The organism is Streptomyces sp. NPDC093018, from assembly GCF_040684035.1.
Lineage (GTDB): Bacteria > Actinomycetota > Actinomycetes > Streptomycetales > Streptomycetaceae > Streptomyces > Streptomyces murinus.
On record NZ_JBFBFF010000003.1, the window covers coordinates 22,933 to 49,105 of the forward strand.

A 26,173-nucleotide genomic window follows, 5' to 3' on the forward strand; every position below is an offset into this window, starting at 1 on the left:
TCGGACAGGTCACCCTACGTACTATTACCGGCCACCCTTTACCGAATCCTCAATCCCGGGTTGCGACTCTTGGGGGAGTCCTATGCGTCATTTCGGGCACATCGCCCCCGAGGCCCGGCAGCGCCTCTTCCACCGGGAGCCGTGCGAGTTCACCGCCGACTCCCCGGCCCGGCTGCTCGCCGCCGCCCTCGGCGCCACGCTGTACAGCCCGGCCACCCGGCCGCGGCTCGCCGACGACATCCTCCGGCAGGCGGGCAACGGTGTGGTCTCCATGGTGCTGTGCCTGGAGGACTCCATCGGCGACGCGGAGGTGCCGGCCGGTGAGGAGAACCTGGTCCGGCAGTTCGCCGACCTCGACTCCCGGGCGGGCGCCGAGCCGCCGCTGCTGTTCATCCGGGTGCGCACCCCCGAGCAGATCCCCGGCCTCGTACGCCGGCTCGGCCCGTCCGTGCGGCTGCTGTCCGGATTCGTGCTGCCCAAGTTCACCGGGGAGCGCGGCCTGCCCTTCCTGGAGGCCCTGACCGCCACCGAGGCCGAGGCCGGACACCGGCTCTTCGCCATGCCGGTCCTGGAATCCCCGGAGCTGCTCTACCGCGAGTCGCGGGTGGAGACCCTGGAAGGCATCTTCCGCGCCGTCGACAAGTACCGCGACCGTGTCCTCGCGCTGCGCCTCGGCGTCACCGACTTCTGCTCCTCCTACGGCCTGCGCCGCGCCCCCGACATGACCGCGTACGACGTCCAGGTCGTCGCCTCCGTCATCGCCGACGTGGTGAACATGCTGGGCCGCGCCGACGGCACCGGGTTCACGGTCACCGGGCCGGTGTGGGAGTACTTCCGCCTCTCCGAGCGCATGTTCAAGCCCCAGCTGAGGCAGAGCCCCTTCCTTGAGATGCAGGCCGTCGAGCTGCGCGCGAAGCTGCTGGAGCACGCCATGGACGGGCTGCTGCGCGAGATCTCCCTCGACCAGGCCAACGGCCTGCTCGGCAAGACCTGCATCCACCCCTCCCACGTCCTGCCCGTGCACACGCTGTCCGTGGTCAGCCATGAGGAGTACAGCGACGCCCAGGACATCCTGCGGCCGGAACGCGACGGCGGGGGTGTCCTCAGGTCCGCCTACACGAACAAGATGAACGAGGTGAAACCCCACCGCGCCTGGGCCGAGCGGACCCTGCTGCGCGCGGAGGTGTTCGGCGTCGCGCACGAGGACGTCAACTTCGTGGAACTGCTCGCCGCCGGAATACCCGACTGATCTCTCCCGCACCGGGAAACGCATCCAAGGAACGCATGAACAACGCAGTGAACGACGGGGTCTGGTCCGGCAGCTGGGTCGCCGAGCGACTCGGGGTCGGACTCCAGGGCGACGACGGCCGGGGCGGCGAGGAGCTGCGGGCCATGCTGGGCCTCGCCCTGCGCCGCAACCCCAAGCGGGCCCATCTGCTGGTCTCCCAGGTGCTCGGCAAGCACGTACCGCAGACACCTTCGGTGGTGTACGGCCACGGGGTGCGGCTCGGCCACAGGGTGCACGCGCTGCTCGGCCCCGAGGAGACGGCCCGCGCGGTCGTCCTCGGGTACGCGGAGACCGCGACGGGACTCGGGCACGCGGTGGCCGACGGGCTCGGCACCGCGCCGTATCTGCACTCCACGCGCCGGCCGGTCGCCGGGGTGGCCCCCGCGGGCGGGTTCGAGGAGTCGCACTCCCACGCCACCTCGCATCTGCTGCTGCCCGGGGACCCCGCGCTGCTGGCCGGTCGCGGGCCGCTGGTGCTGGTGGACGACGAGTTCTCCACCGGGAACACGGTGCTGAACACGATCCGCGATCTGCACGCCCGCTATCCGCGGGAGCGTTACGTGGTGGTCGCGCTGGTGGACATGCGCTCGGCGGCGGACGTCCGGCGGCTGGAGGAGTTCGCGGCGGAGATCGGGGCGCGGGTGGATCTCGTCGCCGCGGTCTCGGGCACGGTGGTTCTCCCGGCGGACGTGCTGGAGAAGGGGCAGGAGCTGGTGGGCCGCCATGAGGCGGCCGGTCGCGCCCGTGCGGCAAAGCCGCGGCAGGCCGCGCCCCGCGCCCCGGGGACCGTGCACCTCGGCTGGCCCGCCGGCCTCCCCGACGGCGGCCGGCACGGCTTCACCCCCGGCCACCGCGCCCGCCTCGAAGCCGCCCTCCCCGCGATGGCCGGCCGCATATCCGACGCCCTGCCCGCCGACGCCCGCAGCGTCCTGGTCCTCGGCTTCGAGGAGCTGATGTACGCCCCCCTGCGGCTCGCCGGGGAGCTGGAGCGGACGCTGGACGGCGAGGTGCGGTTCTCCACCACCACGCGCTCGCCCGTGCTCGCGGTGGACGACCCGGGGTACGCGATCCGCAGCCGTATCGTCTTCCCGGCGCACGACGACCCGGCCGACGGGCCCGGGGAGCGGTACGCCTACAACGTGGCGGGCGGCGGATTCGACGCCGTCGTCGCCGTGGTCGACTCGGCCGGTGACACCCCCGCGCTGCACGCGCCGGACGGCCTGCTCGCGCGGCTCGCCGAGCAGGTGCCGCACGTACTGCTCGCGGTCGTCCCCTCCTACGTCCCCGCGCCCCCGGGCGCTCCCGAAAGGCCGGCCATGCTGCCCGAGCCCCTCCGCGGCCCCGCATTCTCCTCGTACCCGCCCGAGGAGGTCGGCTGGCTGCTCCAGGACCTCTCCGACGTCACCCTGGAGGCGCCGACCGAGGAGCGGGAGGAGGCCATCCAGAGCGGCGGGGCGCACTACGCCGAGTCGCTGCCCGTGGAGTACCAGCCCAGCGCGCAGTACCAGGAGCTGTTCCACGCGGCCCTCGACACCTCGGCCGCGCGGATCGCCCGCGCCGTCGGCGTGGTCACCGAGACGGTCCTCGCCGAACGGTCGCCGCGCCCGGTGCTGGTCTCACTGGCCCGCGCCGGGACCCCGGTCGGGGTGCTGATGCGCCGCTGGGCGCGCTTCCGGCACGGCCTCGAACTGCCGCACTACGCCGTGTCGATCGTGCGCGGCCGGGGCATCGACGCCAACGCGCTGCGCTGGCTCGCCGCCCATCACGACCCCAGGGACGTCGTGTTCGTGGACGGCTGGACGGGCAAGGGCGCCATCACCCGTGAACTCGCCCGAGCCGTCGAGGAGTTCGAGAAGGCGGAGGGCGTCAGCGGCTTCGACCCGGAGATCGCCGTACTCGCCGACCCGGGCTCCTGCGTGCGCACCTACGGCACCCGCGAGGACTTCCTGATCCCCTCCGCCTGCCTCAACTCGACCGTCTCCGGGCTGATCTCCCGTACGGTCCTGCGCGCCGACCTGGTCGGTCCGGACGACTTCCACGGCGCGAAGTTCTACCGCGAACTCGCCGGCGCCGATGTCTCCGTGGCCTTCCTCGACGCCGTCGAGGCACGCTTTTCCGAGGTCACCGAGGGCGTGGCGGAGTCGGTCAAGGAACTGCTGGCCGAGGACCGCACACCGACCTGGGCGGGCTGGCGGGCCGTCGAGCGGATCAGCGAGGAGTACGGCATCCACGACGTCAACCTCGTCAAGCCGGGCGTCGGCGAGACCACCCGGGTGCTGCTGCGCCGGGTGCCCTGGAAGATCCTCGCGCACAGGGACGCGGGCGCCGACCTGGACCATGTCCGGCTGCTCGCCAGGCAGCGCGGGGTGCCGGTCGAGGAGGTGGACGAACTGCCGTACACCTGCGTCGGATTGATCCACCCCCAGTACACGCGCGGGGCGACCGGCGCCGACGGAAAGGCCGTGAACGTCTGATGCCGGTGCTGGTGGCGAGCGATCTCGACCGTACGCTGATCTACTCCTCGGCGGCCCTCGCGCTGACCATGCCGGACGCCCGCGCGCCCCGGCTGCTGTGCGTGGAGGTGCACGAGAGCAGACCGCTGTCGTACATGACCGAGACGGCGGCGCGGTTGCTGACCGATCTCGGGGACGCGGCCGTGTTCGTGCCGACCACGACCCGGACCCGCAAGCAGTACCAGCGCATCAATCTGCCGGGCCCGCAGCCCGCGTTCGCGATCTGCGCCAACGGCGGCCAGCTGCTGGTCGACGGCGTCACCGACGCCGACTGGCATGCCCGGGTGCTGGCCCGGCTCGCCGACGAGTGCGCGCCGCTGGCCGAGGTGCGGGAGCATCTGACGCGGACGGCCGACCCGGTGTGGCTGCGCAAGCAGCGGGTCGCCGAGGACCTGTTCGCCTATCTCGTGGTCGAGCGCGAGCTGCTGCCCGAGGACTGGGTGAAGGAGCTGACCGCCTGGGCCGAGGGCCGCGGCTGGACCGTCTCCCTCCAGGGCCGCAAGCTCTACGCCGTACCGAAGCCGCTCACCAAGAGCGCCGCCGTCCAGGAGGTGGCCCGGCGCACCGGCGCGGAGCTGACCCTGGCCGCCGGTGACTCGCTGCTGGACGCCGACCTCCTGCTGGCCGCGGACCGGGGCTGGCGGCCGGGCCACGGCGAACTGGCGGACACGGGGTGGCTGGCGCCGGGGATCAGCGCCCTGCCGGAGCGGGGGGTCCTGGCGGGGGAGCGGATCTTGCGGGAGTTCCTGCGAGGGGCCAAGCAGTAGTGCCCCGGAAAGGGGCACGGGGAACCGCGCGATCAGCCACCACGGCGCAGCACCTGGGGGACTACCCGCAGCAGCCTCCGCCGCAGCACCCTCCACCACTACTGGGTGCCGGAGCCGATGAGCTGCCGCCCACCGCGACCGTGGACAGCAGCTTCACCGTGTCCGCGTGCCCGGCGGGACACTGCGCCGGTGCCGCCGACTCCGACATCGGCCGGCTCAGTTCGAACGTGTCGCCGCAGCTCCGGCAGCGGTACTCATAGCGAGGCATGAGCACAGCGTAACCGTGGGGGCAAACGTGGCGTCTCAATGTTTGATGAGTGTTGGGATACACCCGGTACGCGTGCGGAGGAATCGAAAACTTCGCTGATAACTTGTGAACGCCGTTGCGAGGACGCTCAGCTCACCGCGCGAGCAAGAGCGAGTGCGGAGGGGAGACGCATAGTGACCGATGCGTCGCAAGGGGAGGGCCGTTCCGGCCGGGGCGAGCAGCCGCTCGACGCCGACCGGACCCTGCATCTGAGAGTGGACGCTCTCAGGGCCGACGAGACGATGGAGCTGCGCGTGCCCGCGCCGCCCGAGCCGCCGCCCAGCGGCGGACGGGCCGAGCGCAGGCGCAGCGCGCGCCCCTCCACACGGGAGCGTGCGGGGAGCGTGACGGCCCGAATACTGGGCCTGTCGGCGCCACTGACGCGCCGGCTCGCGCCGTATCTGCGCCCGCTCGCGCCCTACGTACGGCGCCTCAAGCCCGCCTATCCCCGCCCCGGCCGCAGCGGCTGGCGGCGCTGGATGCCCTCCTGGCGGCAGTGGCTCGGCGGCACCCTGGCCTCCTTCGGCCTGCTCAGCGCCTTCCTGGTGACCGCCTACGCGCTCACCGACATACCGAGCGACCTGAACTCGTACGCCACCCAGCAGGACAACGTCTACTTCTGGTCCGACGGCACCCCGATGGCCCGTACGGGCTGGGTGCAGCGCCAGGCGATGCCCCTGAAGGACATCCCGCCGGACGTCCGCTGGGCGGTGCTCGCCGCGGAGAACGAGACCTTCTACTCCGACCCCGGAATTTCCGTGAAGGGCATCAGCCGCGCCCTGTTCCGCACCGTGGGAGAGGGGGACACCCAGGGCGGTTCCACTATTACTCAGCAGTATGTGAAGAACGTCTATCTGAACCAGAACCAGACCGTCAGCCGTAAGTTCACCGAGGCGATGATCTCGCTCAAGCTCGACAACAAGATGAGCAAGGACAAGATCCTGGAGGGTTATCTCAACACCAGCTGGTTCGGCCGCGGCACCTACGGCATCCAGCGCGCCTCCCAGGCCTACTACGGCAAGGACGTCAGCAAGCTCAACGTGTCCGAGGCGGCCATGCTCGCCGGACTGCTCAAGGGCGCGGGCCTGTACGACCCCACCCTGAGCAAGGCCAACCACCAGCGGGCCGTGGAACGCTGGTCCTGGATCCTCGACCGCATGGTCAAGATCCACAAGCTGACGCCGGCCCAGCGCGCCCAGTACAAGACGTTTCCCGAGCCGCTGAAGGCCAACCCGCTCTACAACACCGGCGAGCAGAGCGACTACCTGGTGGAGCTGGCCTCCCAGTACGCCAAGAAGTCCGCGCACCTGACCGACCAGCAGTTCGACCTCGGCGGCTACCAGATCTACACCACCTTCGACCGCAAGCGGGAGAAGGCGCTCACCGACGCCGTCACCAAGGCCCGCAAAAAGGCCAAGCAGGACAACCCCGACGCCGCGAAGAACGGCCACTACGGGGCCGCCTCCGTCGCCACCGACGGCCGGATCCTCGCCGTCTACGGCGGCCCCGACCACCGCACCCAGGGCTACAACGAGTCCAACGCGACCACCGTCCCGGCCGGCACCGCCTTCCTGCCCTTCGTCTACGCCGCCGGACTCGAACACGGCGTCCACAAGACCCGCGGCGGGCCCGCCACCCCCGTCACCCCGGACAGCGTCTACGACGGCGACGACGCCGTGCCCGTCACCACCCCCGAGGGCCCCTACTGGGACCGCAGCGGCAAGAAGGTCTCCGCACACAACGACGGCAACAAGTCGTACGGCAAGATCACCCTGCGCGAGGCCCTCGCCAAATCGGTCAACACCCCGTTCATGCAGCTCGGCATGGACACCGGCCTCGGCCAGGTCCGCCAGACCGCCCAGGCCTCCGGACTGCTGTCCACCAGCATCGGCCCCCAGGTGCCCACCCTCTCGCTGGGCAGCTCCACGCCCAGCGCCATCCGGATGGCCAGCGGATACGCCACCTTCGCGGCCGACGGCACCCACACGGAGCCGTACTCGGTGCGCCGTATCACCCGCAACGGCGCCCCCGTCGCCCTCGCCACCCCGCGCCCCACCCGCGCGGTCGGCGCCGACGTCGCGAAGGACGTCGACCAGGCGCTCACCGACTCCTTCCGCGCCGCCCACCCGGGCGTCACCGCCCCGGACGCGGCGGGCAAGGCCGGGACCGCCGACCAGGGCACCACCGACGAGGACGACACGGGCCGCAACACCGCCGCCTGGTACGCCGGCACGGCCGACTCCGTGTCCACGGCGGTCGTCGTCTACCGCATGGACCTGGCCAAGTCCCTGGAACCGCTACCCCTGAAGGGCCTCGCGGGCACCTCGCCGGACACCGTGCCCTACGCCCTCTGGTCGGCCGCCATGGGCCTGGACTGACCGCCCGGGCCCCGAACCCTCGACCACACGGAGATTGAGCCGCGCATGTCTCGCAAGAAGCCACAGACGGGCCGGGGCCGGCGTCGCGCCCCCGGCCGCCGCCGCGTCCCCGCCGCCACCCGCCCGCAGATCTTCACGCTCGCCGCCTTCCTCGTCGTGGCCTCCCTGGTGGCCGGCTACCTCGCCCTGAGCCGCCCCGACGACACCACGCCCACCGCCGCCTCCGGCAAGGGCGGCAAAGCGGGCGGCCCCGCGCCCTCCCCGACCGCCACCTGGGACGGCAAGACCCATGTCCTCGGCGACGGCTCCACCTCCGACACCGGACCGCAGAAGGGCACCCTGAAGCCCGTACCGCTCAAGCCCGGTGAGAAGCCGCCCCAGTTCGTCGTCTTCTCCTGGGACGGCGCCCTGGAGGGCGACGACCATCTCTTCTCGCACTACCGGGAGATGGCCAAGGAGTACAACGCCCATATGACCTTCTTCCTCACCGGCATCTACCTGCTGCCCAAGAGCAAGAAGGACCTCTACCACGGCCCGATGCACGAGGCCGGCGACGCCGCCATCGACTACCCCACCGACGAGCACATCCGCACCACCCTGGAACAGCTCCGCCTCGCCTACGAGCAGGGCAACGACATCGGCACCCACTTCAACGGCCACTTCTGCGGCGCCAAGGGCGGCGGCGACTGGAGCGTCCAGCAGTGGAAGAGCGAGATCGACCAGTTCTACTCCTTCGTGGAGAACTGGAAGACAAACACCGGATACACCGACATCCCGCCCCTGCCCTTCGACTTCAAGCAGGAGGTCACCGGCGGCCGCGCGCCCTGCCTGGAGGGCCAGCCCAACCTGCTGAAGGCCATCAAGAGCTACGGCTGGCGCTACGACGCCAGCTCCCCGGGCGACTTCCAGATATGGCCCGCCAAGAAGGACGGCGTCTGGGACTTCCCGCTCCAGATGCTCCCGTACGAGAACGGCAAGTTCCAGGGCCTGTCCATGGACTTCAACTTCCTCTACAACCAGTCCAACGGCGAGACGGACGGCGACCCGGCCAAGTACGCCCAGTGGGAACAGCAGACGGTCGACTCCTACATGGCCGGCTTCAACCGCGTCTACTACGGCAGCCGCGCACCGCTGTTCATCGGCAACCACTTCGAGCACTGGAACGGCAGCATCTACATGAAGTCCATCGACCAGATCATCCCGAAGATCTGCACCAAGAAGGGCGTCAAGTGCGTGTCCTTCAAGGAACTCGCCGACTGGATGGACGTCCAGAAGCCCTCGACACTGGCCGCGCTGCGCAGCCTCGACCCCGCCCAGTCCCCGGACTGGTCCACCGTCGTCAAATGACGTAAACGCAGGCCAGGTTCCACTTGTGCAACCCCCTTCACACGCGCCCCGGAAGCCATGCGAAGATGCCCCCTCCCGGTAGGTGTACCGGCATAGAGGGGAACATCATTGAAGTCAAGAAGACTCAGCCGTAAGGGGCGTCGCACCACCATCGTCGGGGCCTCCGCCGCCGCCGTGGTCGCCGGCGTGGCGCTCATACCCAACTGGAGCGCGGGCGCGGCGGTCACCAACGACCCGACCGTGGACGCGTCCACCAAGGCGACCTTCCAGAAGCTCGCCGACGCGGTCTTCACCGACCGCACCCAGGCGCTGGTGGACGGCTCCACCAGCGCCCGCACCCAGCACACCAAGGGCTTCCACGGCTCCGTCCGCCTCTCCGGCGGCCAGAGCCACCAGCAGTCCTCCGCCCTCGGCCAGCTGCGCGCCCGCAAGGACCGCCTCGCCAAGCTGGGCGAGAAGTACAGCGCCGGCACCACCTCGGTGACGCTCGACGCCACCGAGGTGCACGGACACAGCGCCAAGGTCGCCGTCACCGAGACCACGTCGCTGACCTACAAGCCGGGCACCACCTCGGCCAAGGGCCCGAAGACCACGGGATTCCAGGCCCACCACGAGCTGACCTTCCAGGCCGGCCGGCACGGCGACTGGCAGCTCACGGGCATCAAGGACACCGACGACGGCTACCTCGCCGTCAACCAGGTCGAAACGCCCTCCGCGCCCAAGGACAACACCTCGGCGTCGCCCTCGCCCTCGTCCTCCTCCGACGACGGCCCGCCGACCGCGCCCCGCGCGGCCATCAGCTACCCGGCACCGGCGAACCCCAAGAAGCTCACCGGGGGTACGTACGACTACAAGGCGATGGTCACGTACGCGCAGAAGTACTGGAACCACTACAACACCGCGTACCCGGACTACAACGGCGAAGGCGCCGGCGGCGACTGCACCAACTTCGTCAGCCAGGTGCTGAAGGCGGGCGGCTGGAAGCACGTCCCCGGCTACACCGACGACTACACCAAGTGGTTCGGCACCGCCGACATCCAGTCCGACTCCTTCGTCGGCGTCAACGAGTTCTCCTGGTTCGCGCTGTCCTCCAAGCGCGTCACCCCGCTCGCCAACGTGTACCAGGCGGACCTCGGTGACGTGATCCAGATGGACTTCAACCGGGACGGGTCCAAGGACCACTCCATGGTCGTCACCTACCGGGACGCCTCCGGCGTGCCCTACGTGACGTACCACTCCACCAACACCTACAACAGGTCGGTGGCCAGCCTGGTCGCGTCCTACCCGACGGCGTACTACTACGCCTACAGGACCTGACCGCGCCGGTCCTGCCGCCCCGGGCCCTCCCGCACCTCACGCGTGCCGTGCGCTTCCCGCGCCCCGGCCGCGTCGTGCGGGGCGGCCTCGGGGTGGCGGGCCCGCCAGTACGGATTGTCGTGCGGCAGCGCGTGACCGACCCGGCCGTACATCCCGAAGGTCATCAGCAGCAGCCCCACCACAAAGCTGAACAGCACGTTCTGGATCCTGAACGCCAGGAAGTTGTTCGGGGTGTCCAGCAGGGCCAGGAACAGGAATCCGTTCAGCAGGAACAGGATGCCCAGCACCATGTTCAGCGTGGACGCGACGTTCCCCCCGATCACCATGCCGACCAGCAGCAGCGCGCCGATACAGATCGACAGCACACTGAGCGTGCCGTTCGTGTTCAGACCGGCGACCGTCGCACCGCCGATGTCGAAGAACCCGATGTGGTTGATCAGGCCCAGGATGCCGAAGACGACGAGGAACGCGCCGATCAGCCCCGCACCCACCCGGTACACCAGATTCAGCCGGTGATCGACGGGGAGATGCTGATCGAACCGGATCCGCTGCTTGTCGTGCGTATGCGCTGCGTGTGTGGCCATCTCGGCCTCCCTCGGGCGCTGGCGGCGGCCATCCATCCCAGAACGTGGCTCTCATAAATATCCGCCCGAACCGGGGCACCCGGCAACATGACGACCCGCCGCCTCAGCGCGCGACGCCCCCGCGCTCCTCCCGGATCCGCGCCACCACCTGCGCCGCCGCCTGCCGCACCGCGTCCGTCTCGGTCAGAAAGTGCCAGTAGTCCGGATGCCGGCCGCCCTCAAGACCCGCGACCGCCCGGTCCAGCCGCGCCACCGCCTCGTCCAGCGGCCGGGCATGACGCGGATCCGGCGTCGCCCGCCCCGTCATCGCCAGCCGCTGCGCGTCCCGGATCGCGAACCGCGTCCGCTCGATCTCCGCCTGCGGATCCTTCTGCACCGCGTTCAGCCGCGCCAGCCGGTCACCGGCCGCCGAGACCGCGTCATCCGTCGCGTTCAGCAGCGCCCGCACCGTCGACAGCAGCGAGGTCGCCTCCGCCCAGCGCTGCGCGTCCCGCGCCGCCTTCGCCTCGGCCAGCTTGCGCTCGGCCTGCCGCACGTTCTCCACCGCCTGGGCCGGCACCTGCTGGAGGTCCTGCCAGCACGCCGCCGCGAACCGCCGCCGCAACTCGCTGAGCACCGGATCCACCTGCCCCGCCCGCGTGGTCAGCGCCTGCGCACGGGTCCGCAGCGAGACCAGCCGGTGGTCGATCTCGGCCGCCTTCTCCGGCAGCCCCTCGGCCTCCGCCAGGAGCGCCCCGGCCTCCCGCTGCACCCGCTCGGCCCGCTCCAGCGTCTGCTGCACCCCGTGCTGCCCCGCGCCCTGGTTCAGCTTCGTCAGCTCGGGCGCCAGCGCGGCCAGCCGGCCCGCGAGGTCATCGGCGCGCAGCCCATGCTCCCGAACGCCGTCCAGCGCGTTGCTCGCGGCCAGCAGCGCCTGACGGGCCCGCTCCACGGCGGGCGCCACCCGGGCGAGCAGCGTCTCGGCCGAACCCAGCAGCGGACCGAGCGAGCCGCCGAAGCGCTCCAGGTCCTGCTTGACCCGCACCAGCTCGTCCCGCGCCGCCGTCAGCTCGGCGCGCGCCCGCGTCGCCGCCGAAGCCTCCAGGTCGGCCCGGTCCAGGTCATGGGCGTCGACCGCCTGGATGTACCGCTGACTGACCTCGTCGATCCGCCGGCCGAGGCCCTCGAAGTCCGAGGCGGCACGCCGGGCGGCGGGGGAGTCGTCGACCGCCGTGATGGTCTCGATCGAGATCCGCAGATCCCGTTGCGCGGTGTCCAGTTCGTAGAACGCGGCCGCCGCCGCGTCCTTCGCCTCCTGGGCCTGCGCCCGCTGGCTCTCCGCCCGGCCGCCGAACCAGCGCCGGGTGCCACCGCCCGCGAAGGCTGCGGGCAGCGCGAGCGCGACCAGCGCCGGCAGGCTCATCAGGGTGAGGGTGTCGCGGAGCGCGGCGCTGGCCCCATGCCGGGTCCTCGCGGTGGACGACGGTGGGTACGGCTGTGTCGCTGGCGTGCCCGGTCTCGCCGTCACATCCCTCTCCCGTGCTGTGGTCCGCCCTGGGTGGTGCCATTCTCCCACCCCGTACAGACGAACACACGGGCCCGTCAGTTCACCGTACGCACTGTGACCTTTCCGTCGGCGGAGTCGGCGGAGTCGGCGATCACGCGGTGCGCGCTGCGCGAATCCGCCCGTAGTTGGGCATGCGGCTCGCGCCCCGGCGCACCGAGCCGTCCGAATCAAGGGTGAGCGTCGGCCTGTACGCCACGAAGGCCTGTCGGAGGTGGCGTGGTGATACCCCCGGCCCGCTCCCGCTGCCCCGTCGTTCGGGTTTGCCGTGCACCGGCACGGGCAAGGTAGGCTGTCGACTCGACCTGGGCAGCGCCCGGGACACGGGTGCGTAGCTCAGTGGTAGAGCGCCTGCCTTACAAGCAGGATGTCGGCGGTTCGAAACCGTCCGCGCCCACCGATGGGGAGAGCCCCCGGCCGAATGTGGCCGGGGGCTCTTTGCGTTGCGGCTAGGCCGTGGCCCGGGTGGGGTGGGGCTGGGTGGTGAAGGCGGTGACCAGGAGGGCCAGGGCGGCGATGTAGGTGGTCATGCAGAGGGTGGAGCGGCCGGGGAAGTCGAGGCCCGCGGCGCCGAGGCCGATCAGGGAGTCGGAGGCGACGAAGATCAGGCCGCCCCAGAGGGCCTTGGGGCCGAGGATGCGGGCGGTCAGGGCCATGGTGAGCAGGGCGAGGGCGTAGACGGCCACGGCGGAGCCCAGGGCGGGGCCGAGGGTGGGGGCGAGGGCGGCGACGGCGACGGCCCAGACCGCGAGGTAGGCGGCGCAGACGGCGCGGCGGGTGCGCAGATGGCCGAGGGCGCCCGCGCGCAGGAAGGCCGTGATCCAGCAGAGCTGGGCGCCCAGGAAGAGGGCGAGGCCGATGCCGAAGGCCGGGGTGCCGGGGATCAGCAGCGCGATGTCCCCGGCGGCGGCGAGCAGCAGTCCGGTCAGGACGTAGGCGTGCCGGGTGCCGGTCAGGCGCCACAGGTGGGCGGCCAGGAGCGGGGCCAGGAGGGGTTTGGCGACCCACTCCACGGCATGCTTCCCGGTCGCCACCCCGATGAGTTCGACGACGCACAACGCCGCGAAGACCACGATCAGCGGCGGCGTCCCGGCCGTCCGCGCCGGACGCTGGAGAGCCGGTCGTGGGCCGCCTCGCTCCGGTATATGTCCCTCAGCCATGGCGATCAGAGTGGAGGCACCGGGGGTGGTGGTCAACTGGTTGGACCAGATTGATCGTTACGAGTTTTCGGGGGCCCCGGGTGCCCGCTCCTCGTGGACGTGCTTCAGGCGGCTGCGGGCCTGCATGCGCTGTTCGGCCGCGACCTCCGCCCAGAAGCGGTGGGTGCTGATGAACACCGCGAGTTCGTGTTCGCGGCGGCGGAGCTTCTCCACCTCGGCCTGTTCGTCCGCCGTCCAGCCCGGGGAGGCGGGGCGCTCCGCCTTGCGCCAGCCGTGGTCGTCGCTGAAGCCGTCGACCGGCTCGACCGACCAGGGCAGCCGCCTGAGCAGGGCCGACAGCTCGGCCCTGACCTGGTGCAGCTCCTCCTGGCCGGCGAGGAGGTCACTGGGGAATTCATAGGTCGTAGCCACGCCGCAATGCTACGCCTGTTCGATTTATGGTTGCGAGGTCGACCGAGAGGTTCATCCGAACGGGTGTTCATCGGCAGGGGCGGGTCCTGCGGCAGGGCTCGTGAGGATGATCAGCTGCCGGGTGGCCCTGGTCATCGCCACATAGCGGTCCACGGCGCCCGCCACGCCCTCCCCGAAGCGCTCGGGATCCACCAGGACGACCAGATCGAACTCCAGGCCCTTCGACAGGCCGGGGGACAGCGAGCGGACCCGGGGGCTCGACGGGCGGAAGGCCGGGTCGCCGATGACGCAGACGGTGCCCTCGGGGTGGGCGGCGAGCCACTCGTCGAGGACCGCGGTCAGATCGGCCGCCGAGCCGCGGCGCACCGGCAGGCCGTTGCCGCGGATCGAGGTCGGCACATTGGCGTCCGGCAGCGCGGCCCGTACGACCGGCTCGGCCTCCGCCATGATCTCCTTCGGCGTACGGTAGTTGACGGTCAGACCGGCCAACTCGACCCGGCCGAAGCCGATTCGGGCGAGCCGCTCCTGCCAGGACTCGGTGAAGCCGTGCCGGGCCTGCGCGCGGTCGCCGACGATGGTGAAGCTGCGCGACGGGCACCGCGACAGCAGCATCTGCCATTCCGCGTCGGTGAGTTCCTGCGCCTCGTCCACCACGATGTGCGCGAACGGCCCCGCGAGCGCGTCTGGTTCGGCGGTGGGCAGCACCGTCTCGTCGATCAGGGCGTCCCGCAGATCCTGTCCGTGCAGCATTGTCACCGCGCCCTCGCCGTCGTGGTCGGCCTGGAGCATGTTGTCGATGACCCCGGCCATCCGCGCGTGTTCCGCGGCGACCGCGGCCTTGCGCCGGCGTTCGCGCACCGCCGCCTTCGGATCGCCGAGCCGCTGCCGTGCCGCGTCCAGGAACGGCAGGTCGGACACCGTCCACTCCTGCGCGTCCGCGCGCCGCAGCAGTCGTACCTCCGCAGGGCTGAGCCAGGGGGCGCACAGCCGCAGATACGCCGGTACCGACCAGAGGTCGCCGACGAGGTCGGCCGCCTCCAGCAGGGGCCAGGCGCGGTCGAAGGCCGTGCGCAGCTCCCGGTCGCCCGCCAGTGATCTGCACAGGAGTTCGGTGGGGGCGCCTTCGTGCTGATCGGCCAGGATGGTGAGGAGCTCGTCCCAGACCTGGGCCCGCGCCTCGTTGTGCGGGGTGCCGGGCTCGGCCGAGTCGAACGCCGACTCCCAGTCGGAGACGGTCAGCTGGAGCTCGCCCCAGGGAGTGGTGACCGTCAGCGGCTCGGTGGGCGGCTCCTCGTAGAACCGTACGGCCCGCTCGATCGCCCCCACCAGCCGCGCGGACGACTTCAGCCGGGCCACCTCGGCGTCGGGCTCGGTGCGCGCGGTGGCGCCCTCGGCGACGAGGTCCCGCAGGACGCAGGTCTGCACCCCCTCCTCGCCGAGGCTCGGCAGCACATCGGAGACGTACGCCAGATACGGCCGGTGCGGCCCGACGAACAGCACTCCGCCGCGCCGGTGGCCGAGCCGCGGGTCGGAGTGGAGAAGGTAGGCGGAGCGGTGCAGGGCGACGACCGTCTTGCCGGTGCCGGGGCCGCCGTCCACGACGAGGGCGCCGCGCGAGCCGGCCCGGATGATGGCGTCCTGGTCGGCCTGGATGGTGCCGAGCACATCGCGCATCCGCGGCGAGCGATTGCCGCCCAGGCTCGCGATGAACGCCGACTGGTCGTCCAGCGCGGCATGCCCGTCCAGCGCGTCCTGGGCGAACACCTCGTCCCAGTAGTCGCGGACACGGCCGTCCGCCCAGCGGTATCGGCGGCGGCTCGCCAGGCCCGTCGGATTGCCGTGGGTGGCGCCGAAGAAGGGCTCCGCGGCCGGGGAGCGCCAGTCCAGCAGCAGCCGGCGGCCGGTGTGGTCGGTCAGGCCGAGCCGGCCGACGTAGACGGGCTCGTCGGGGTTCTCGGCGCTCACCATGCGGCCGAGGCAGAGGTCGAGGCCGAAGCGGCGCAGGGCGCGCAGGCGGGTGGTCAGCCGGTGCACCTCGGCGTCCCGGTCCAGCGCCTGCCGGCCCAGTCCGCCGGGGGCCCGGCGCTCCTGGTCGAGCTGGTCGGAGACCTCGGCGATGGTCCGCTCCAGGCAGCGCGCGATCGCCGCGAAGTGCGCTTCGTCGGTGGCGATCAGCTCCGGGGCGGCCTTGGCGGACAGGCGGTCGGGGAGGTCGAAGGCGCTGGTGGGGGTGGACACGGGGAGGCTCCGGTTCGAGAGGGGGAAGGGAGGCGAGAGGAGGGGAGGGGCGCTCTCGGCTCCCCGATTCGGCGGCTTTCGGGTCAGACGGGCGATTCTGCGGCATCAGGGGGGCCTTGCCGCAAGGCCCCCCATGCGCTATACGTTGAGAGTGGCAAGGAGTCCGGTGACGGCGTCCTTGCCTTTATTTTTTCTCGCGCCTCCCGGGCCGCTCGCGCCTCACTCTTCTGTCTCTCCCGCGCCCCTCTTCTTTTGTCGCTCCCGCTCTTCTTCTGTCGCTCGCGCGCCCCTCTCGCCGCTCCGGTCGCGGCGCGAGACTGAAGGCATGTGCCGGAGTATCAAGACGCTGCGTCCGCCCGTGCTGCCCACCGAGGCCACGGAGGAGGGCATCCACGCCGCCGCGCTGCAATACGTGCGCAAGGTCTCGGGCTTTCGCGCCCCCGCCGCCCACAACCGCGAGGTCTTCGACGCCGCCGTGGCCGCCGTCGCCCGTGCCACGGCCGAACTGCTCGGCGGCCTGGAGGTGCGCGGGCATGTGCCACGCGCTGTTACGGAAGCGGAAGAACGCCCGTAACACCACGCCCGTAGCGTCCCTCGTGGCGCCTTTCATGCGATCGATCCGGTCGCCAGGGCCAGTTTCGGTCATATTTTCGGGCGCCCGCAAGAAGGCGCCTGCGACCCTACATGCTGTCGGGTCAGGGGCGGGGCTCTTACCTGAAGTGGAACGGTGGCCAGAACTTGAACTTGCAAGCAATGGTTAGGTACGCCTAACCTATACCCCTCATTCGGTACCGCCACCCCCACCGATCCGCCTGTCCCCGGCGGACTCGTCCGACACCGAGAGGGTCAACCTCCCATGCCTTCCGCTCGCCTCAACTCCGCGCAGCCCTATGCCCTCGGGCTGTTCCGCATCGTCGTCGGCCTGCTCTTCACCGCGCACGGCGCCGCCTCGCTCTTCGGCGTCCTCGGCGGGGCCGTGGGCACCCACGGCGGCACCGTGGCCACCGGCACCTGGCCCGGCTGGTACGCGGCCGTGATCCAGCTGGTCGCCGGCGTCCTGGTGCTCATCGGCCTCGGTACCCGCGGTGCCGCGCTGATCGCCTCCGGCTCGATGGCGTTCGCGTACTTCGACATCCACCAGCAGCACGCGCTGCTGCCCATCCAGAACGGCGGTGAGCCCGCGGCCATGTTCTGCTGGGCCTTCCTCCTGCTGGTCTTCACCGGCTCCGGCGCCTTCGGCCTCGACCGGCTCTTCGCCCGGCGGGCGGCGGCGCAGGGCGAGCGCGTTCCGGAGCAGGCCCCGATAGCCGCGTGACGGGACGCTCCCGCGTCGTCCCCGCGGCGCCCCGCACCGGCCCGGCCGGAGCGGGGCGCCGTACCGTTCGACCGGTTCCGTAGCCCCCCGCGCACCTCCTGTCACACCCTCGGCGTACGCTGTACGGCTGTCATCGGGGGAAGTAACAGGAGAAGACGTGTTCGAGAGTGTGGGGTCGCTGGCGGCCGGGCCGTGGATCTATGCCGTGGTGTCCCTGTCCGTGCTGCTGGACGTGTTCCTGCCGGTGCTGCCGAGCGGTGTGCTCGTCATCACGGCGGGCACGGCGGCGGCCGCGGGCTCGGGCGCGGCGAGCGCGGCGACCGGCCGGGTCCCGCACGGGGTGCCGGACCTGCTGGCCCTGGTCCTGCTGGCCGCGGCGGCCTCGGTCCTCGGCGATCTGGTGGCCTACCGGCTGGCCTGGCGGGGCGGGGAGCGGCTGGACCGCGCGATAGCCCGCTCCCGGCGGCTGACCACCGCGCAGGAACGTCTCGGTGGCGCGCTGGCCCGGGGTGGCGGCGCGCTCGTCGTCCTCGCCCGCTTCGCGCCCGCGGGGCGCTCGGTCGTCTCCTTCTGTGCCGGCGCCGCCCACCGCAGGGCCCGCGACTTCCTGCCCTGGTCCGCCCTCGCCGGTCTGTCCTGGGCCGCCTACAGCGTCGCCCTCGGCTACTTCGGCGCGCGCTGGCTCGGCGCCACCTGGCTGGCGACCGGGGTGTCCCTGGCCGCGCTGTTCGGGGCGGGCGCGGCGGCGGGCTTCCTGATGCGCAGGCAGCCCGCTTCCTGAGACTCCTTACGGCTGTGACGGCTGTGACGGCTGTGACGGCTGTGACGGACGGCTGTACGGCTGTGGTGGCGAAGAGCCCGGCCGGAGTCGATCCGGCCGGGCTCTCTCGCGTGGGGCTTCGGTCAGCAGCCCGAGAGGTCGTTCTGGAGCGCGGTCTTCTCCGCCGGGTCGACGGACAGGTTGTAGTAGTACTTCACCTGCACCCAGGCGCGGACGTACGTGCAGTCGTACGCGGTGCGGGACGGGATCCAGGTGGCCGGGTCCTGGTCGCCCTTGGACTGGTTGACGTTGTCCGTGACGGCGAGGAGCTGGGGGCGGGTGACGTCGTTGGCGAACGCCTGGCGCTGGGCGGTGGTCCACTTGCTCGCGCCGGAGTCCCAGGCCTCGGCCAGCGGCACCAGGTGGTCGATGTCCACGTCGGAGGCGGAGGTCCAGGTAGCGCCGTCGTACGGCGAGTACCAGCTGCCGCTGGTGGCGGTGCAGGCGGAGTTGGTGACGACGTTCGTGCCGTCCCGCTTGATGATGTACTCACGGGTGTTGCAGTTGCCCTCGATGGTGATCCACGTCGGGAACTTGTCGCGGCTGTAGCCGGTGCGGTCCTCGGCGGCGACGGTGAGCTGGGAGAGGTAGCTGCGGGCGGTGGACCCGGCGATCGGCGTCGGCAGGGCCGCGGAGGCGGCGGGGGAGTTGAACAGCGCGGCGGTGGCGACCAGGCCGGTGAGGCCGGCGAGTACGCTGAGACGTCGACGCGCGTAGAACTTGGGCATTGCTGAACTCCCTTGTGGGGGTGGGGTTTTGGGCCACGAGTCAGGGAATGCTCGCGACGAGGAGTGACCGGAGGGTGAGCGCCCGGTAAGAAGCTAGTGACATGCGCATGTCAATGCAAGGTTGAGGGGTGGACTTTGCCGTCCCGTATCATGGGGAGCGCAGAAGGGGAGTAGCTCTTCGCCGGACCGTCGACATACTGCTCAGCGAGCCTGAGCCGGCGCCCGGAGGCGGACCCTCGGTACCGCCAGCGAGACCTTCGGCAAAGCAGTGCACGTCCGCGCGAGAAGGTGCGGGCGCCGAGTGTGCTGCCGTGCCGAGGTGTCGTCGGAAGATGTATCGCACTCTCGGTGGGGTGGCCCCGACCGATTGAGGACCCTTGATCAGCATCACCGTGACGGCGCTCGTCTTCGGCGTCATCTTCCTCGCCGAACTGCCGGACAAGACCGCGCTCGCCGGTCTTGTGCTCGGCACCCGCTACCGCGCCAGTTATGTCTTCGCGGGCGTCGCCGCGGCCTTCCTGGTGCATGTCGTGCTCGCGGTGGCCGCGGGCAGCGTGCTCACCCTGCTGCCCCAGCGGCTCGTGCACGCCATCACCGGCCTGCTCTTCCTCGGTGGCGCCGCGATGCTGCTGCTGCACAAGGAGGAGGGCGAGGAGGAGATCAAGAAGCCCGCCGACCAGTCCTTCTGGAAGGTCGCGGGTACGGGCTTCATGCTCATCCTGGTCGCCGAGTTCGGCGATCTCACCCAGATCATGACCGCCAACCTCGCCGCCCGCTACGACGACCCGATCTCCGTCGGCCTCGGCGCGGTGCTCGGTCTGTGGGCCGTCGCCGGGCTCGGCATCGTGGGCGGAAAGGCCCTGATGAAGAAGGTTCCGCTGCGGCTGATCACGCAGATCGCGGCGCTGCTCATGGTGGGTCTCGGCGCCTGGAGCCTGTACGAGGCGGTCGCGGGCTGAGCTGAACGTCAGGTGAATCATCGCGGGGGCGGTGGCGGGAATGCCGCCGGGTTTTGTACCGTAGGAAAACAAAGTGGCTCCCGCCCGTTTTCCCTGACCGGCGGGCGGGGCCGCCTTGTCCCTCCCCGCCGCGTCCGTGCGGGGGCCTCTCGTTCCTGGAGCAACTGCCGATGACGGCCACCCCCACGCCCGCCCCCACCGTCCTCGACGCCGGTGCCCTGCTGCTCGACATGGACGGCACCCTCGTCAACTCGGATGCCGTGGTCGAACGCGTCTGGCGGCGCTGGGCGGGGCGGCACGGGCTGGACGGCGACGCCGTGATGAAGGTCGTCCACGGCCGCCAGGGGCACGCCACGATGGCCGCGCTGCTGCCCCGGCGGCCCGTGGAGCAGAACCTCGCGGAGAACGCGCGGATGCTCGCCGAGGAGACCGCGGACATGGACGGCGTGATCGAGATCGCCGGGGCCGCCGTCTTCCTCGCCGCGCTGCGTGATCTGCCGCATGCCCTGGTGACCTCGGCGGACGTCGGCCTGTCCACCGCCCGGATGAACGCGGCGGGGCTCCCGCTGCCCGAGGTCCGGGTCACCGCCGAATCGGTCGGCGCGAGCAAGCCGGACCCCGAGGGCTTCCTCAAGGGCGCCGCCGAACTGGGCGTCGCCCCGGCCGAGTGCGTCGTCTTCGAGGACTCCGGCGCGGGGATCGAGGCGGGCCGTGCGGCGGGGATGGTCGTGGTGGGGGTGGGGCCCCGGGCGGCCGCCCATGGCCCCGACGTCGTGGTGCCCGATCTGACCCGGGTACGGGTGGAGGCCCTGCCGGGCGCCGGGATCAGGCTGCACATCGACATCGGCTGACGGCTACGGGTTCCGGGCCGTGCGGGGGCCGACGGCAACGCCTGTCGGCCCTTGCGGGTCCCTACGGCCCCTACGGGTCCCTACGGCCCCTACGGGTCCGACGTCTCCGACTCCAGGCTCGCCCGGGTCTGCGGCCCGTACACCCCGAGGGGGTCGCCCTGGATGCCGCGGGCGAGTTGATACGTGCTGACGGCGTTCTCCACGGGGTGCGTGTAGACGCCGTTCGCTTCACCGTCGTACAGGTTCAACTCCCACAGCCGGTACTCCAGTTCGACGACCTGCGGTCCGGAGTCGCCGCGTTCCAGGACCGCCGTGCTCGCCGGGGCGCCCGGCGCGGAGGCGGTGGGGGAGGGGGCCCGGGACGGCGCCCGGCTCGGGGTCGGTTTCGGGGACGGGGGCGGCGACGATGACCGTGTCGGAGTGGGCGAGGGGCTCGGCGGGGGCGCGGGTACCGAGCGTGCCGTCGAGCGGGACGGGGCGGAGGTGTCGTGCGCCGAGGGGGTCGCGGTGGCCGGCGGCGGCACGTCCGGGACGCTCTCCCTGACCTCCGGGGCCGCGTCGTCGCGGGACGGCGTGTGGTACGAGAACAGCGCGACACCGGCCGCCGCGAGGACCGCCGCACCCGCGCCCGCCGCGGCGAGCAAGGCGGTACGGCGGAACCGCCGGCGCCGGACCGGCTCCCCGGGTGTCCCGGCGGACGCGGACGGCGGGCCGGGCTCGCCGGGGGGCTGTGCGAAGAGCCGTACAGCGGCAGGCCCGGCCACCGGGCGCAGCGGCATCGTGGTCTCTATGGCCTCGACGGCCTCGGTGGCCTCGGCGGGTGGGAGAGCGGGTGGCGGATCCTCGTCGTCCCCGGGGCCCACATCCACGTAGGGCCGTATCCGCAGTGGGTCGAAGTCCTCCGCCGCTGCCGCCTGTGCCGTACGGGTCCGGCGCAGTGCCTCGGCCGTGCGCTCGGCGCAGTCGCAGGACGGGGCGCCCGCCGCGTCCCTCGGTATGCCGCACTCCGGGCAGGCCGTGCCCTTCTCCCCGGTCACGTTCGTCCCCTCCCCTGGAACCCCCGAAGCCACACAGGGTATGCCCATTCCCTCCACAACCGCAGGACTCGACAGGCCATAAACCGTGACACCGCCCAGGATGGAAGGGGCGCATCCCAGCCCCCAGCCCCGGGAGGTCTCCATGGCCCTGGACACGCACGGTGCGGCGAAGGACGTGAGCGGGGAGGAACCCGTGGCGCGCGGCGTGTTCGTCTCGATCGGGGCGCTGCTCCTCGGGCTGCTGCTCGCCGCGCTCGACCAGACCATCGTGTCGACCGCGCTGCCCACCATCGTCAGCGACCTCGGCGGCCTCGAACACCTGTCCTGGGTGGTCACCGCCTATCTGCTGGCCTCGACCGCCGCCACCCCGCTGTGGGGCAAGCTCGGCGACCAGTACGGGCGCAAGAAGCTGTTCCAGACCGCCATCGTGATCTTCCTGATCGGCTCGGCGCTGTGCGGCATGGCGCAGAACATGCCCCAGCTGATCGGCTTCCGGGCGCTCCAGGGCCTGGGCGGCGGCGGCCTGATGGTGCTGTCGATGGCGATCGTCGGCGACATCGTGCCGCCCCGCGACCGGGGCCGCTACCAGGGCCTGTTCGGCGCCGTGTTCGGCGCGACCAGCGTGCTCGGACCGCTGCTGGGCGGGCTGTTCACCGAGCATCTGAGCTGGCGCTGGGTGTTCTACGTCAATCTGCCCATCGGCGTCGTGGCGCTCGCCGTGATCGCCGCCGCCCTGCACATACCGGTGCGCAGCGCCCGCCATGTCATCGACTACCTCGGCACCTTCCTGATCGCCTGCGTCGCCACCTGCCTGGTCCTGGTGGCCTCACTCGGCGGCACCACCTGGGCCTGGGGCTCGCCGCAGATCATCTCGCTCGCGGTGGTCGGCGTGCTGCTCGCGGTCGCGTTCGTGGCCGTGGAGCGCCGGGCCGCCGAACCGGTGCTCCCGCTGGGGCTGTTCCGCATCCGCACCTTCACCCTCGCCGCCGTCATCAGCTTCATCGTCGGCTTCGCCATGTTCGGCGCGATGACCTACCTGCCGACCTTCCTCCAGGTCGTGCACGGCGTCTCCCCGACCATGTCCGGGGTGTACATGCTGCCGATGGTCTTCGGGCTGCTGCTGTCCTCCACCGTCTCCGGGCAGATCGTCAGCCGCACCGGCCGCTGGAAGGTCTTCCCGGTCACCGGCACCGCCGTCACCGCCATCGGACTGCTCCTGCTGCACCGCCTGGACGAGACCAGCTCCACCGCCGAGATGAGCACCTACTTCTTCGTCTTCGGCCTCGGTCTCGGCCTGGTCATGCAGGTCCTGGTGCTGATCGTGCAGAACGCCGTCTCGTACGAGGATCTGGGCGTCGCCACCTCCGGGGCCACCTTCTTCCGCTCCATCGGGGCCTCCTTCGGCGTCGCCATCTTCGGCACCGTCTTCGCGAGCCGCCTCGCCGACAAGCTCACCGCCGCCTTCGCGGGCGTCCATCTGCCGCCCGGCGTGAACCCGGACACCCTCAAGGCCGATCCGCGCGGCATCGCGACCCTGCCGCCCGCCCTGCGCCCCGCCGCCCTGCACGCCTACGCGTCGTCCATCACCGATGTCTTCCTCTACGCCGCTCCCGTCGCCCTCCTCGGCTTCCTGCTGGCCTGGCTGCTCAAGGAGGACCCGCTGCGCGGCTCGGTCACCGCGCCGGACGCCTCCGAGACCCTCGCGCCCAACCCGGTCGAGCGCTCCTCCTACGACGAGGTGTGCCGCGCCCTGTCGGTGCTCGGCACCCGCGAGGGGCGCCGCGAGATCTACCGGGACATCACCGAGCGGGCCGGGTACGACCTGCTGCCCGCGGCCAGTTGGCTGCTGCTGCGGATCCGCCGCAACGGCTCCGTGGAGCCCGGGGTGCTCGCCGAGCGCAGCCCCGTCCCGCTGGAGGCCGTCATGGCCGCCGCCCGCCAGGTCGAGGAGCGGCGGCTGGCCGAACGCCGGGGCCTGGACCTGTACTTGACCGCGACCGGGCGGGAGGCCGCCGAACGGCTCGCCGTGGCCCGCGAGGAGTCGCTGGCCGAACTGCTCGGCGACTGGTGGCAGCCCGGCCGCTCCACCGACCTGGTGAAACTGGTCAAGGAACTGTCCGCGGAACTGTGCGGCGCCGAACGGGAACGCCCGCACACCGTGACCGAGCACCCGCACAACGCCCCTGAGACCAGGCTCAGTTGACCGGCGCCAGCTCCTTGCGGAACCAGTGCTCGGCGTACCGGTCGGCGTTGTGGGGTCCGGTCTCGGTGTAGCCGAGGCGGGCGTACAGGGCGCGGGCCTCGACCAGGTCGCCGCGGGTGTCGAGGACGAGCCGGCGGGCGCCGAGCGCGCGGGCGGCGTCCTCGGCGGCGGCCACCAGCAGTGCCGCCCCGCCCTTGCCGCGCCTGCCCTCCGCCACGAACACCCGGGTCAGCTCGGCGGTTTCGGGATCGAGCAGCCGTACGCCCGCGCTGCCGGCCGGTGTCCCGTCGTACCGTCCCACCAGCAACCGCCCGCTCGGCGGGGCGAGTTCGGCGCCCGTGGCGGCCGCGATCTCCTGTTCCAGCTCCGCCGGATCGGTGCGGTGGCCTTCGTACCGCAGGTACCAGCGGTCGCTGACCTCGGTGTAGTACGCCCGCCACAGCGCGGCGGCGACCGGGGAGCCGGGCGCCTCGGCGGTGATCGTCCACATCGTCATGCGGGCCATTGTGGGACGCGGGCCCGGACCGGTCCGAGCGGTTTTCCGGGCCCGGCGGCCCGGTGTGTGCCCGCGCGCCGTTTGTGCGCGGCGTTCCGGGTGACCCGCAAGGAAGGACCGGTCCGCCGGACCGGTCCGCGATCCGAGCGGAAGGCAGCCATGTCCACAGGCTTGATCATCTTGTTGGCCGTGATCGTGGCGCTCGTGGTCGTCGCCGCGCTGGTGACGGTGCTGATCGGCCACCGCAGCGGCGCCGGACCCGGTCTGAAGCGGCGGTTCGGTCCCGAGTACGAGCGGACCCTGGCCGCCCACGACGGGGACACCCGGGCCACCGAACGCGAGCTGAACGAGCGCGTCGAACGCCACGGCGATCTGCGCGAGCGGCCCCTCGCCCGTGCCGAGCGGGACCGGTACACGGCCCGCTGGACGAGCGTCCAGGAACATTTCGTGGAGTCCCCGCGGCAGGCGGTGGCCGAGGCGGACCGGCTGCTCGGGGAGGTCGCCACGGTACGCGGCTACCCCGACGGCGGACGGTACGACGAGCAGCTGGCCGCGCTGTCCGTGCACCACGCCGACCACGTCGACGGCTACCGCCGGGTCCACCGGATGGCCCATGCCGCCGGGACGAGTGCCGCACCGGGCGCCGGGACCGAGGAGATGCGGTCGGCCCTGGTCGGGGCGCACGAACTGTTCGACGACCTGACCGGCGCCGGCAGCGGTGCGTCGGCGACCGGCCGGCATCGCGCGGCCTGACCGGGGCCGCCCCGGCGACGCCTCAGCGATGTCTCGGCGATGCCTCAGTGATGCCTCAGCGAAGCTTCTGCGGAGAAGGGACGAACACCATGCCGGACAGGAGAAACGGACCCGGTGACGAGCGGTACCCCAGCAGCCGCTACGCCCGCCCGCCGGACGAGGAGTGGGCACCGGAGACCGAGCAGCGGGAAGAACACGGTACGGAGGGGCTGCGGCCCGGTACCGAGGGAATGGGCACGCCGGGACGCGATCCGGGCACGATCGGGCGTGAGCCGGGTCAGACGGGCCGCAACCCGGGAGCGGCCGGACGCGATCCGGCAACGGCCCGACGTGATCTCGGTACGGCCCGACGCGATCTCGGTACGACCGGACGCGACCCGGAGATGGCCCGACGTGAGCCGGATATGGCGGGGCGTGATCCAGATATGGCCCGACGTGATCTCGGTACGACCGGACGTGACCCGGGGATGGCTCGACGTGAGCCGGATATGGCGGGGCGTGAGCCGGATATGGCGGGGCGTGATCCGGAGATGGGCGGACGGGATTCGGGGGTGGCCGGGCGGGATCCGAGTGTGGCCGGGCGGGATCGGTCCATGACCGCGCGCGGTGAGTCCGACCTCGGGACGTCCGAGCCCGCTCCGGGCATGGCGCGGATGCCGGACGACGGGCTCGGCGCGCCCGCGCCCGGGGACCTCAGCGGGCGCGAGGCGCGCACCACGGAGGGCACCGCGCCGGACGCCTGGCCGGGGTCGGAGGGCGCCGGGGCCGCGGGCGCGTCCTCGGAAGCCGTCGCCCCGCTGCTCCCGCACGAGGAGACCGAGCGGTGGGAGGAGCGGATGCGGCAGGTGGCGGCCGGGTTCGTGGACCGGCCCAGGGCGGCCGTGGAGGAGGCCGACCGGGCGCTGGAGGAGATCGCCGCGCGGTTCGGCGAGGCCGTGACCCGGCGCCGCCGCAGCCTGCGGATGTCCTGGGAGGACGACGAGGAGCGCGGCCCGGCGAACGAGACCGACACCGAGCAGCTGCGGCTGGCGATGCGGGACTACCGCGACCTGGCGGAACGGCTGCTGCACGGCTAGGGGTGCGCCGGTGACACGGCCCCGTGCCGCCCGTACGTATGGCGGGCGGCGCGGGGCATCGCGTCGAAGCAGACGGCCGTCG

Annotated in this window: 24 protein-coding genes and 1 tRNA gene; 15 read left to right on the forward strand and 10 right to left on the reverse strand. The window is 71.8% G+C overall.

What is annotated here, in order from left to right:
• Positions 1-82: 82 nt before the first annotated feature.
• Genes AB0N90_RS07360 through AB0N90_RS07370 form a run of 3 tightly spaced genes read left to right on the forward strand, consistent with a single transcriptional unit; the run spans position 83 to position 4,568 of the window.
• Positions 83-1,249 (forward strand): HpcH/HpaI aldolase/citrate lyase family protein, encoded by a 1,167-nt coding sequence (locus AB0N90_RS07360; protein ID WP_361667667.1) that lies wholly within the window; start codon positions 83-85, stop codon positions 1,247-1,249.
• A gap of 35 nt (positions 1,250-1,284) precedes the next feature.
• Positions 1,285-3,762, forward strand: a complete 2,478-nt coding sequence (locus tag AB0N90_RS07365) for a phosphoribosyltransferase (protein WP_365193661.1) — start codon at positions 1,285-1,287, stop codon at positions 3,760-3,762.
• Positions 3,762-4,568: an HAD family hydrolase gene (locus tag AB0N90_RS07370; protein ID WP_365193664.1), complete on the forward strand. Its 807-nt coding sequence runs from the start codon at positions 3,762-3,764 to the stop codon at positions 4,566-4,568. The genes AB0N90_RS07365 and AB0N90_RS07370 overlap by 1 nt, the downstream gene beginning before the upstream one ends.
• A gap of 61 nt (positions 4,569-4,629) precedes the next feature.
• Here AB0N90_RS07370 and AB0N90_RS07375 read toward each other — a convergent pair whose 3' ends face one another.
• Positions 4,630-4,836, reverse strand: a complete 207-nt coding sequence (locus tag AB0N90_RS07375) for a zinc ribbon domain-containing protein (RefSeq protein WP_361667658.1) — start codon at positions 4,834-4,836, stop codon at positions 4,630-4,632.
• A gap of 281 nt (positions 4,837-5,117) precedes the next feature.
• Here AB0N90_RS07375 and AB0N90_RS07380 point away from each other — a divergent pair, with 281 nt between their 5' ends.
• The 3 genes from AB0N90_RS07380 to AB0N90_RS07390 all read left to right on the forward strand — a co-directional run bounded on the left by AB0N90_RS07380 (position 5,118) and on the right by AB0N90_RS07390 (position 9,917).
• The gene (locus tag AB0N90_RS07380; protein WP_365194716.1) at positions 5,118-7,253 is read left to right on the forward strand and encodes a transglycosylase domain-containing protein; all 2,136 of its coding nucleotides are present in this window, start codon (positions 5,118-5,120) and stop codon (positions 7,251-7,253) included.
• A 45-nt stretch (positions 7,254-7,298) separates the two neighbouring features.
• Positions 7,299-8,600, forward strand: a complete 1,302-nt coding sequence (locus tag AB0N90_RS07385) for a hypothetical protein (RefSeq protein ID WP_361667656.1) — start codon at positions 7,299-7,301, stop codon at positions 8,598-8,600.
• A 174-nt stretch (positions 8,601-8,774) separates the two neighbouring features.
• Entirely contained in the window at positions 8,775-9,917 is a 1,143-nt protein-coding gene (locus tag AB0N90_RS07390; protein ID WP_361668866.1) for an amidase domain-containing protein, read from the forward strand.
• Here the strand turns inward: AB0N90_RS07390 and AB0N90_RS07395 are convergent.
• Together AB0N90_RS07395 and AB0N90_RS07400 are read right to left on the reverse strand one after the other, a co-directional pair.
• Positions 9,905-10,501: a DUF4383 domain-containing protein gene (locus tag AB0N90_RS07395; RefSeq protein WP_365193667.1), complete on the reverse strand. Its 597-nt coding sequence runs from the start codon at positions 10,499-10,501 to the stop codon at positions 9,905-9,907. The genes AB0N90_RS07390 and AB0N90_RS07395 overlap by 13 nt on opposite strands.
• Before the next feature lie 103 nt (positions 10,502-10,604).
• The gene (locus tag AB0N90_RS07400) at positions 10,605-12,008 is read right to left on the reverse strand and encodes a hypothetical protein (protein WP_365193670.1); all 1,404 of its coding nucleotides are present in this window, start codon (positions 12,006-12,008) and stop codon (positions 10,605-10,607) included.
• A gap of 361 nt (positions 12,009-12,369) precedes the next feature.
• On the opposite strand from AB0N90_RS07400, the gene AB0N90_RS07405 reads away from it, so the two are divergent.
• Positions 12,370-12,441, forward strand: a tRNA-Val gene (locus tag AB0N90_RS07405).
• 52 nt (positions 12,442-12,493) lie between these two features.
• Here AB0N90_RS07405 and AB0N90_RS07410 read toward each other — a convergent pair.
• Genes AB0N90_RS07410 through helR form a run of 3 tightly spaced genes read right to left on the reverse strand, consistent with a single transcriptional unit; the run spans position 12,494 to position 15,853 of the window.
• Positions 12,494-13,204 carry a lysoplasmalogenase family protein gene (locus AB0N90_RS07410; protein WP_365193673.1) on the reverse strand — a complete coding sequence of 237 codons (711 nt, stop codon included), beginning with the start codon at positions 13,202-13,204 and terminating at the stop codon, positions 12,494-12,496.
• Between the two features lie 57 nt (positions 13,205-13,261).
• A complete protein-coding gene (locus tag AB0N90_RS07415; RefSeq protein WP_361667649.1) occupies positions 13,262-13,615 on the reverse strand; it encodes a hypothetical protein in 354 nt (117 codons plus the stop codon).
• Positions 13,616-13,666: 51 nt separating this feature from the next.
• Positions 13,667-15,853, reverse strand: a complete 2,187-nt coding sequence (gene helR / locus AB0N90_RS07420; protein WP_365193676.1) for an RNA polymerase recycling motor ATPase HelR — start codon at positions 15,851-15,853, stop codon at positions 13,667-13,669.
• A 325-nt stretch (positions 15,854-16,178) separates the two neighbouring features.
• Between helR and AB0N90_RS07425 the strand changes: the two genes are divergently transcribed.
• The 3 genes from AB0N90_RS07425 to AB0N90_RS07435 all read left to right on the forward strand — a co-directional run bounded on the left by AB0N90_RS07425 (position 16,179) and on the right by AB0N90_RS07435 (position 17,949).
• Positions 16,179-16,427, forward strand: a complete 249-nt coding sequence (locus AB0N90_RS07425; protein WP_365193677.1) for a DUF2277 domain-containing protein — start codon at positions 16,179-16,181, stop codon at positions 16,425-16,427.
• 282 nt (positions 16,428-16,709) lie between these two features.
• Positions 16,710-17,168 (forward strand): DoxX family protein, encoded by a 459-nt coding sequence (locus tag AB0N90_RS07430; protein ID WP_361667643.1) that lies wholly within the window; start codon positions 16,710-16,712, stop codon positions 17,166-17,168.
• 157 nt (positions 17,169-17,325) lie between these two features.
• Positions 17,326-17,949 carry a VTT domain-containing protein gene (locus tag AB0N90_RS07435; RefSeq protein WP_093677005.1) on the forward strand — a complete coding sequence of 208 codons (624 nt, stop codon included), beginning with the start codon at positions 17,326-17,328 and terminating at the stop codon, positions 17,947-17,949.
• 122 nt (positions 17,950-18,071) lie between these two features.
• On the opposite strand, the gene AB0N90_RS07440 is transcribed toward AB0N90_RS07435, so the two are convergent.
• Positions 18,072-18,716, reverse strand: a complete 645-nt coding sequence (locus AB0N90_RS07440) for an HNH endonuclease family protein (RefSeq protein WP_361667640.1) — start codon at positions 18,714-18,716, stop codon at positions 18,072-18,074.
• A gap of 377 nt (positions 18,717-19,093) precedes the next feature.
• On the opposite strand from AB0N90_RS07440, the gene AB0N90_RS07445 reads away from it, so the two are divergent.
• Positions 19,094-19,675: a TMEM165/GDT1 family protein gene (locus tag AB0N90_RS07445; RefSeq protein WP_361667638.1), complete on the forward strand. Its 582-nt coding sequence runs from the start codon at positions 19,094-19,096 to the stop codon at positions 19,673-19,675.
• A gap of 170 nt (positions 19,676-19,845) precedes the next feature.
• Complete coding sequence (locus AB0N90_RS07450) at positions 19,846-20,526, forward strand: HAD family hydrolase (RefSeq protein ID WP_365193682.1); 681 nt, start codon at positions 19,846-19,848, stop codon at positions 20,524-20,526.
• An 89-nt stretch (positions 20,527-20,615) separates the two neighbouring features.
• Here AB0N90_RS07450 and AB0N90_RS07455 read toward each other — a convergent pair whose 3' ends face one another.
• A complete protein-coding gene (locus AB0N90_RS07455; protein WP_365193685.1) occupies positions 20,616-21,563 on the reverse strand; it encodes a peptidoglycan-binding domain-containing protein in 948 nt (315 codons plus the stop codon).
• Between the two features lie 142 nt (positions 21,564-21,705).
• Between AB0N90_RS07455 and AB0N90_RS07460 the strand changes: the two genes are divergently transcribed.
• On the forward strand, positions 21,706-23,766 hold the full coding sequence (locus AB0N90_RS07460) for an MDR family MFS transporter (protein ID WP_365193687.1): 2,061 nt from the start codon (positions 21,706-21,708) through the stop codon (positions 23,764-23,766).
• Here the strand turns inward: AB0N90_RS07460 and AB0N90_RS07465 are convergent.
• Entirely contained in the window at positions 23,759-24,271 is a 513-nt protein-coding gene (locus AB0N90_RS07465) for a GNAT family N-acetyltransferase (RefSeq protein WP_365193689.1), read from the reverse strand. The two genes, AB0N90_RS07460 and AB0N90_RS07465, sit on opposite strands and share 8 nt — an antisense overlap.
• 150 nt (positions 24,272-24,421) lie before the next feature.
• Here AB0N90_RS07465 and AB0N90_RS07470 point away from each other — a divergent pair, with 150 nt between their 5' ends.
• Positions 24,422-25,015 (forward strand): hypothetical protein, encoded by a 594-nt coding sequence (locus AB0N90_RS07470; RefSeq protein WP_361667625.1) that lies wholly within the window; start codon positions 24,422-24,424, stop codon positions 25,013-25,015.
• 277 nt (positions 25,016-25,292) lie between these two features.
• Here the strand turns inward: AB0N90_RS07470 and AB0N90_RS07475 are convergent, their stop codons facing one another.
• Complete coding sequence (locus tag AB0N90_RS07475; protein WP_365193691.1) at positions 25,293-25,661, reverse strand: hypothetical protein; 369 nt, start codon at positions 25,659-25,661, stop codon at positions 25,293-25,295.
• On the opposite strand from AB0N90_RS07475, the gene AB0N90_RS07480 reads away from it, so the two are divergent.
• Positions 25,609-26,091 carry a hypothetical protein gene (locus AB0N90_RS07480; protein WP_365193692.1) on the forward strand — a complete coding sequence of 161 codons (483 nt, stop codon included), beginning with the start codon at positions 25,609-25,611 and terminating at the stop codon, positions 26,089-26,091. The genes AB0N90_RS07475 and AB0N90_RS07480 overlap by 53 nt on opposite strands.
• Positions 26,092-26,173 lie beyond the last annotated feature (82 nt).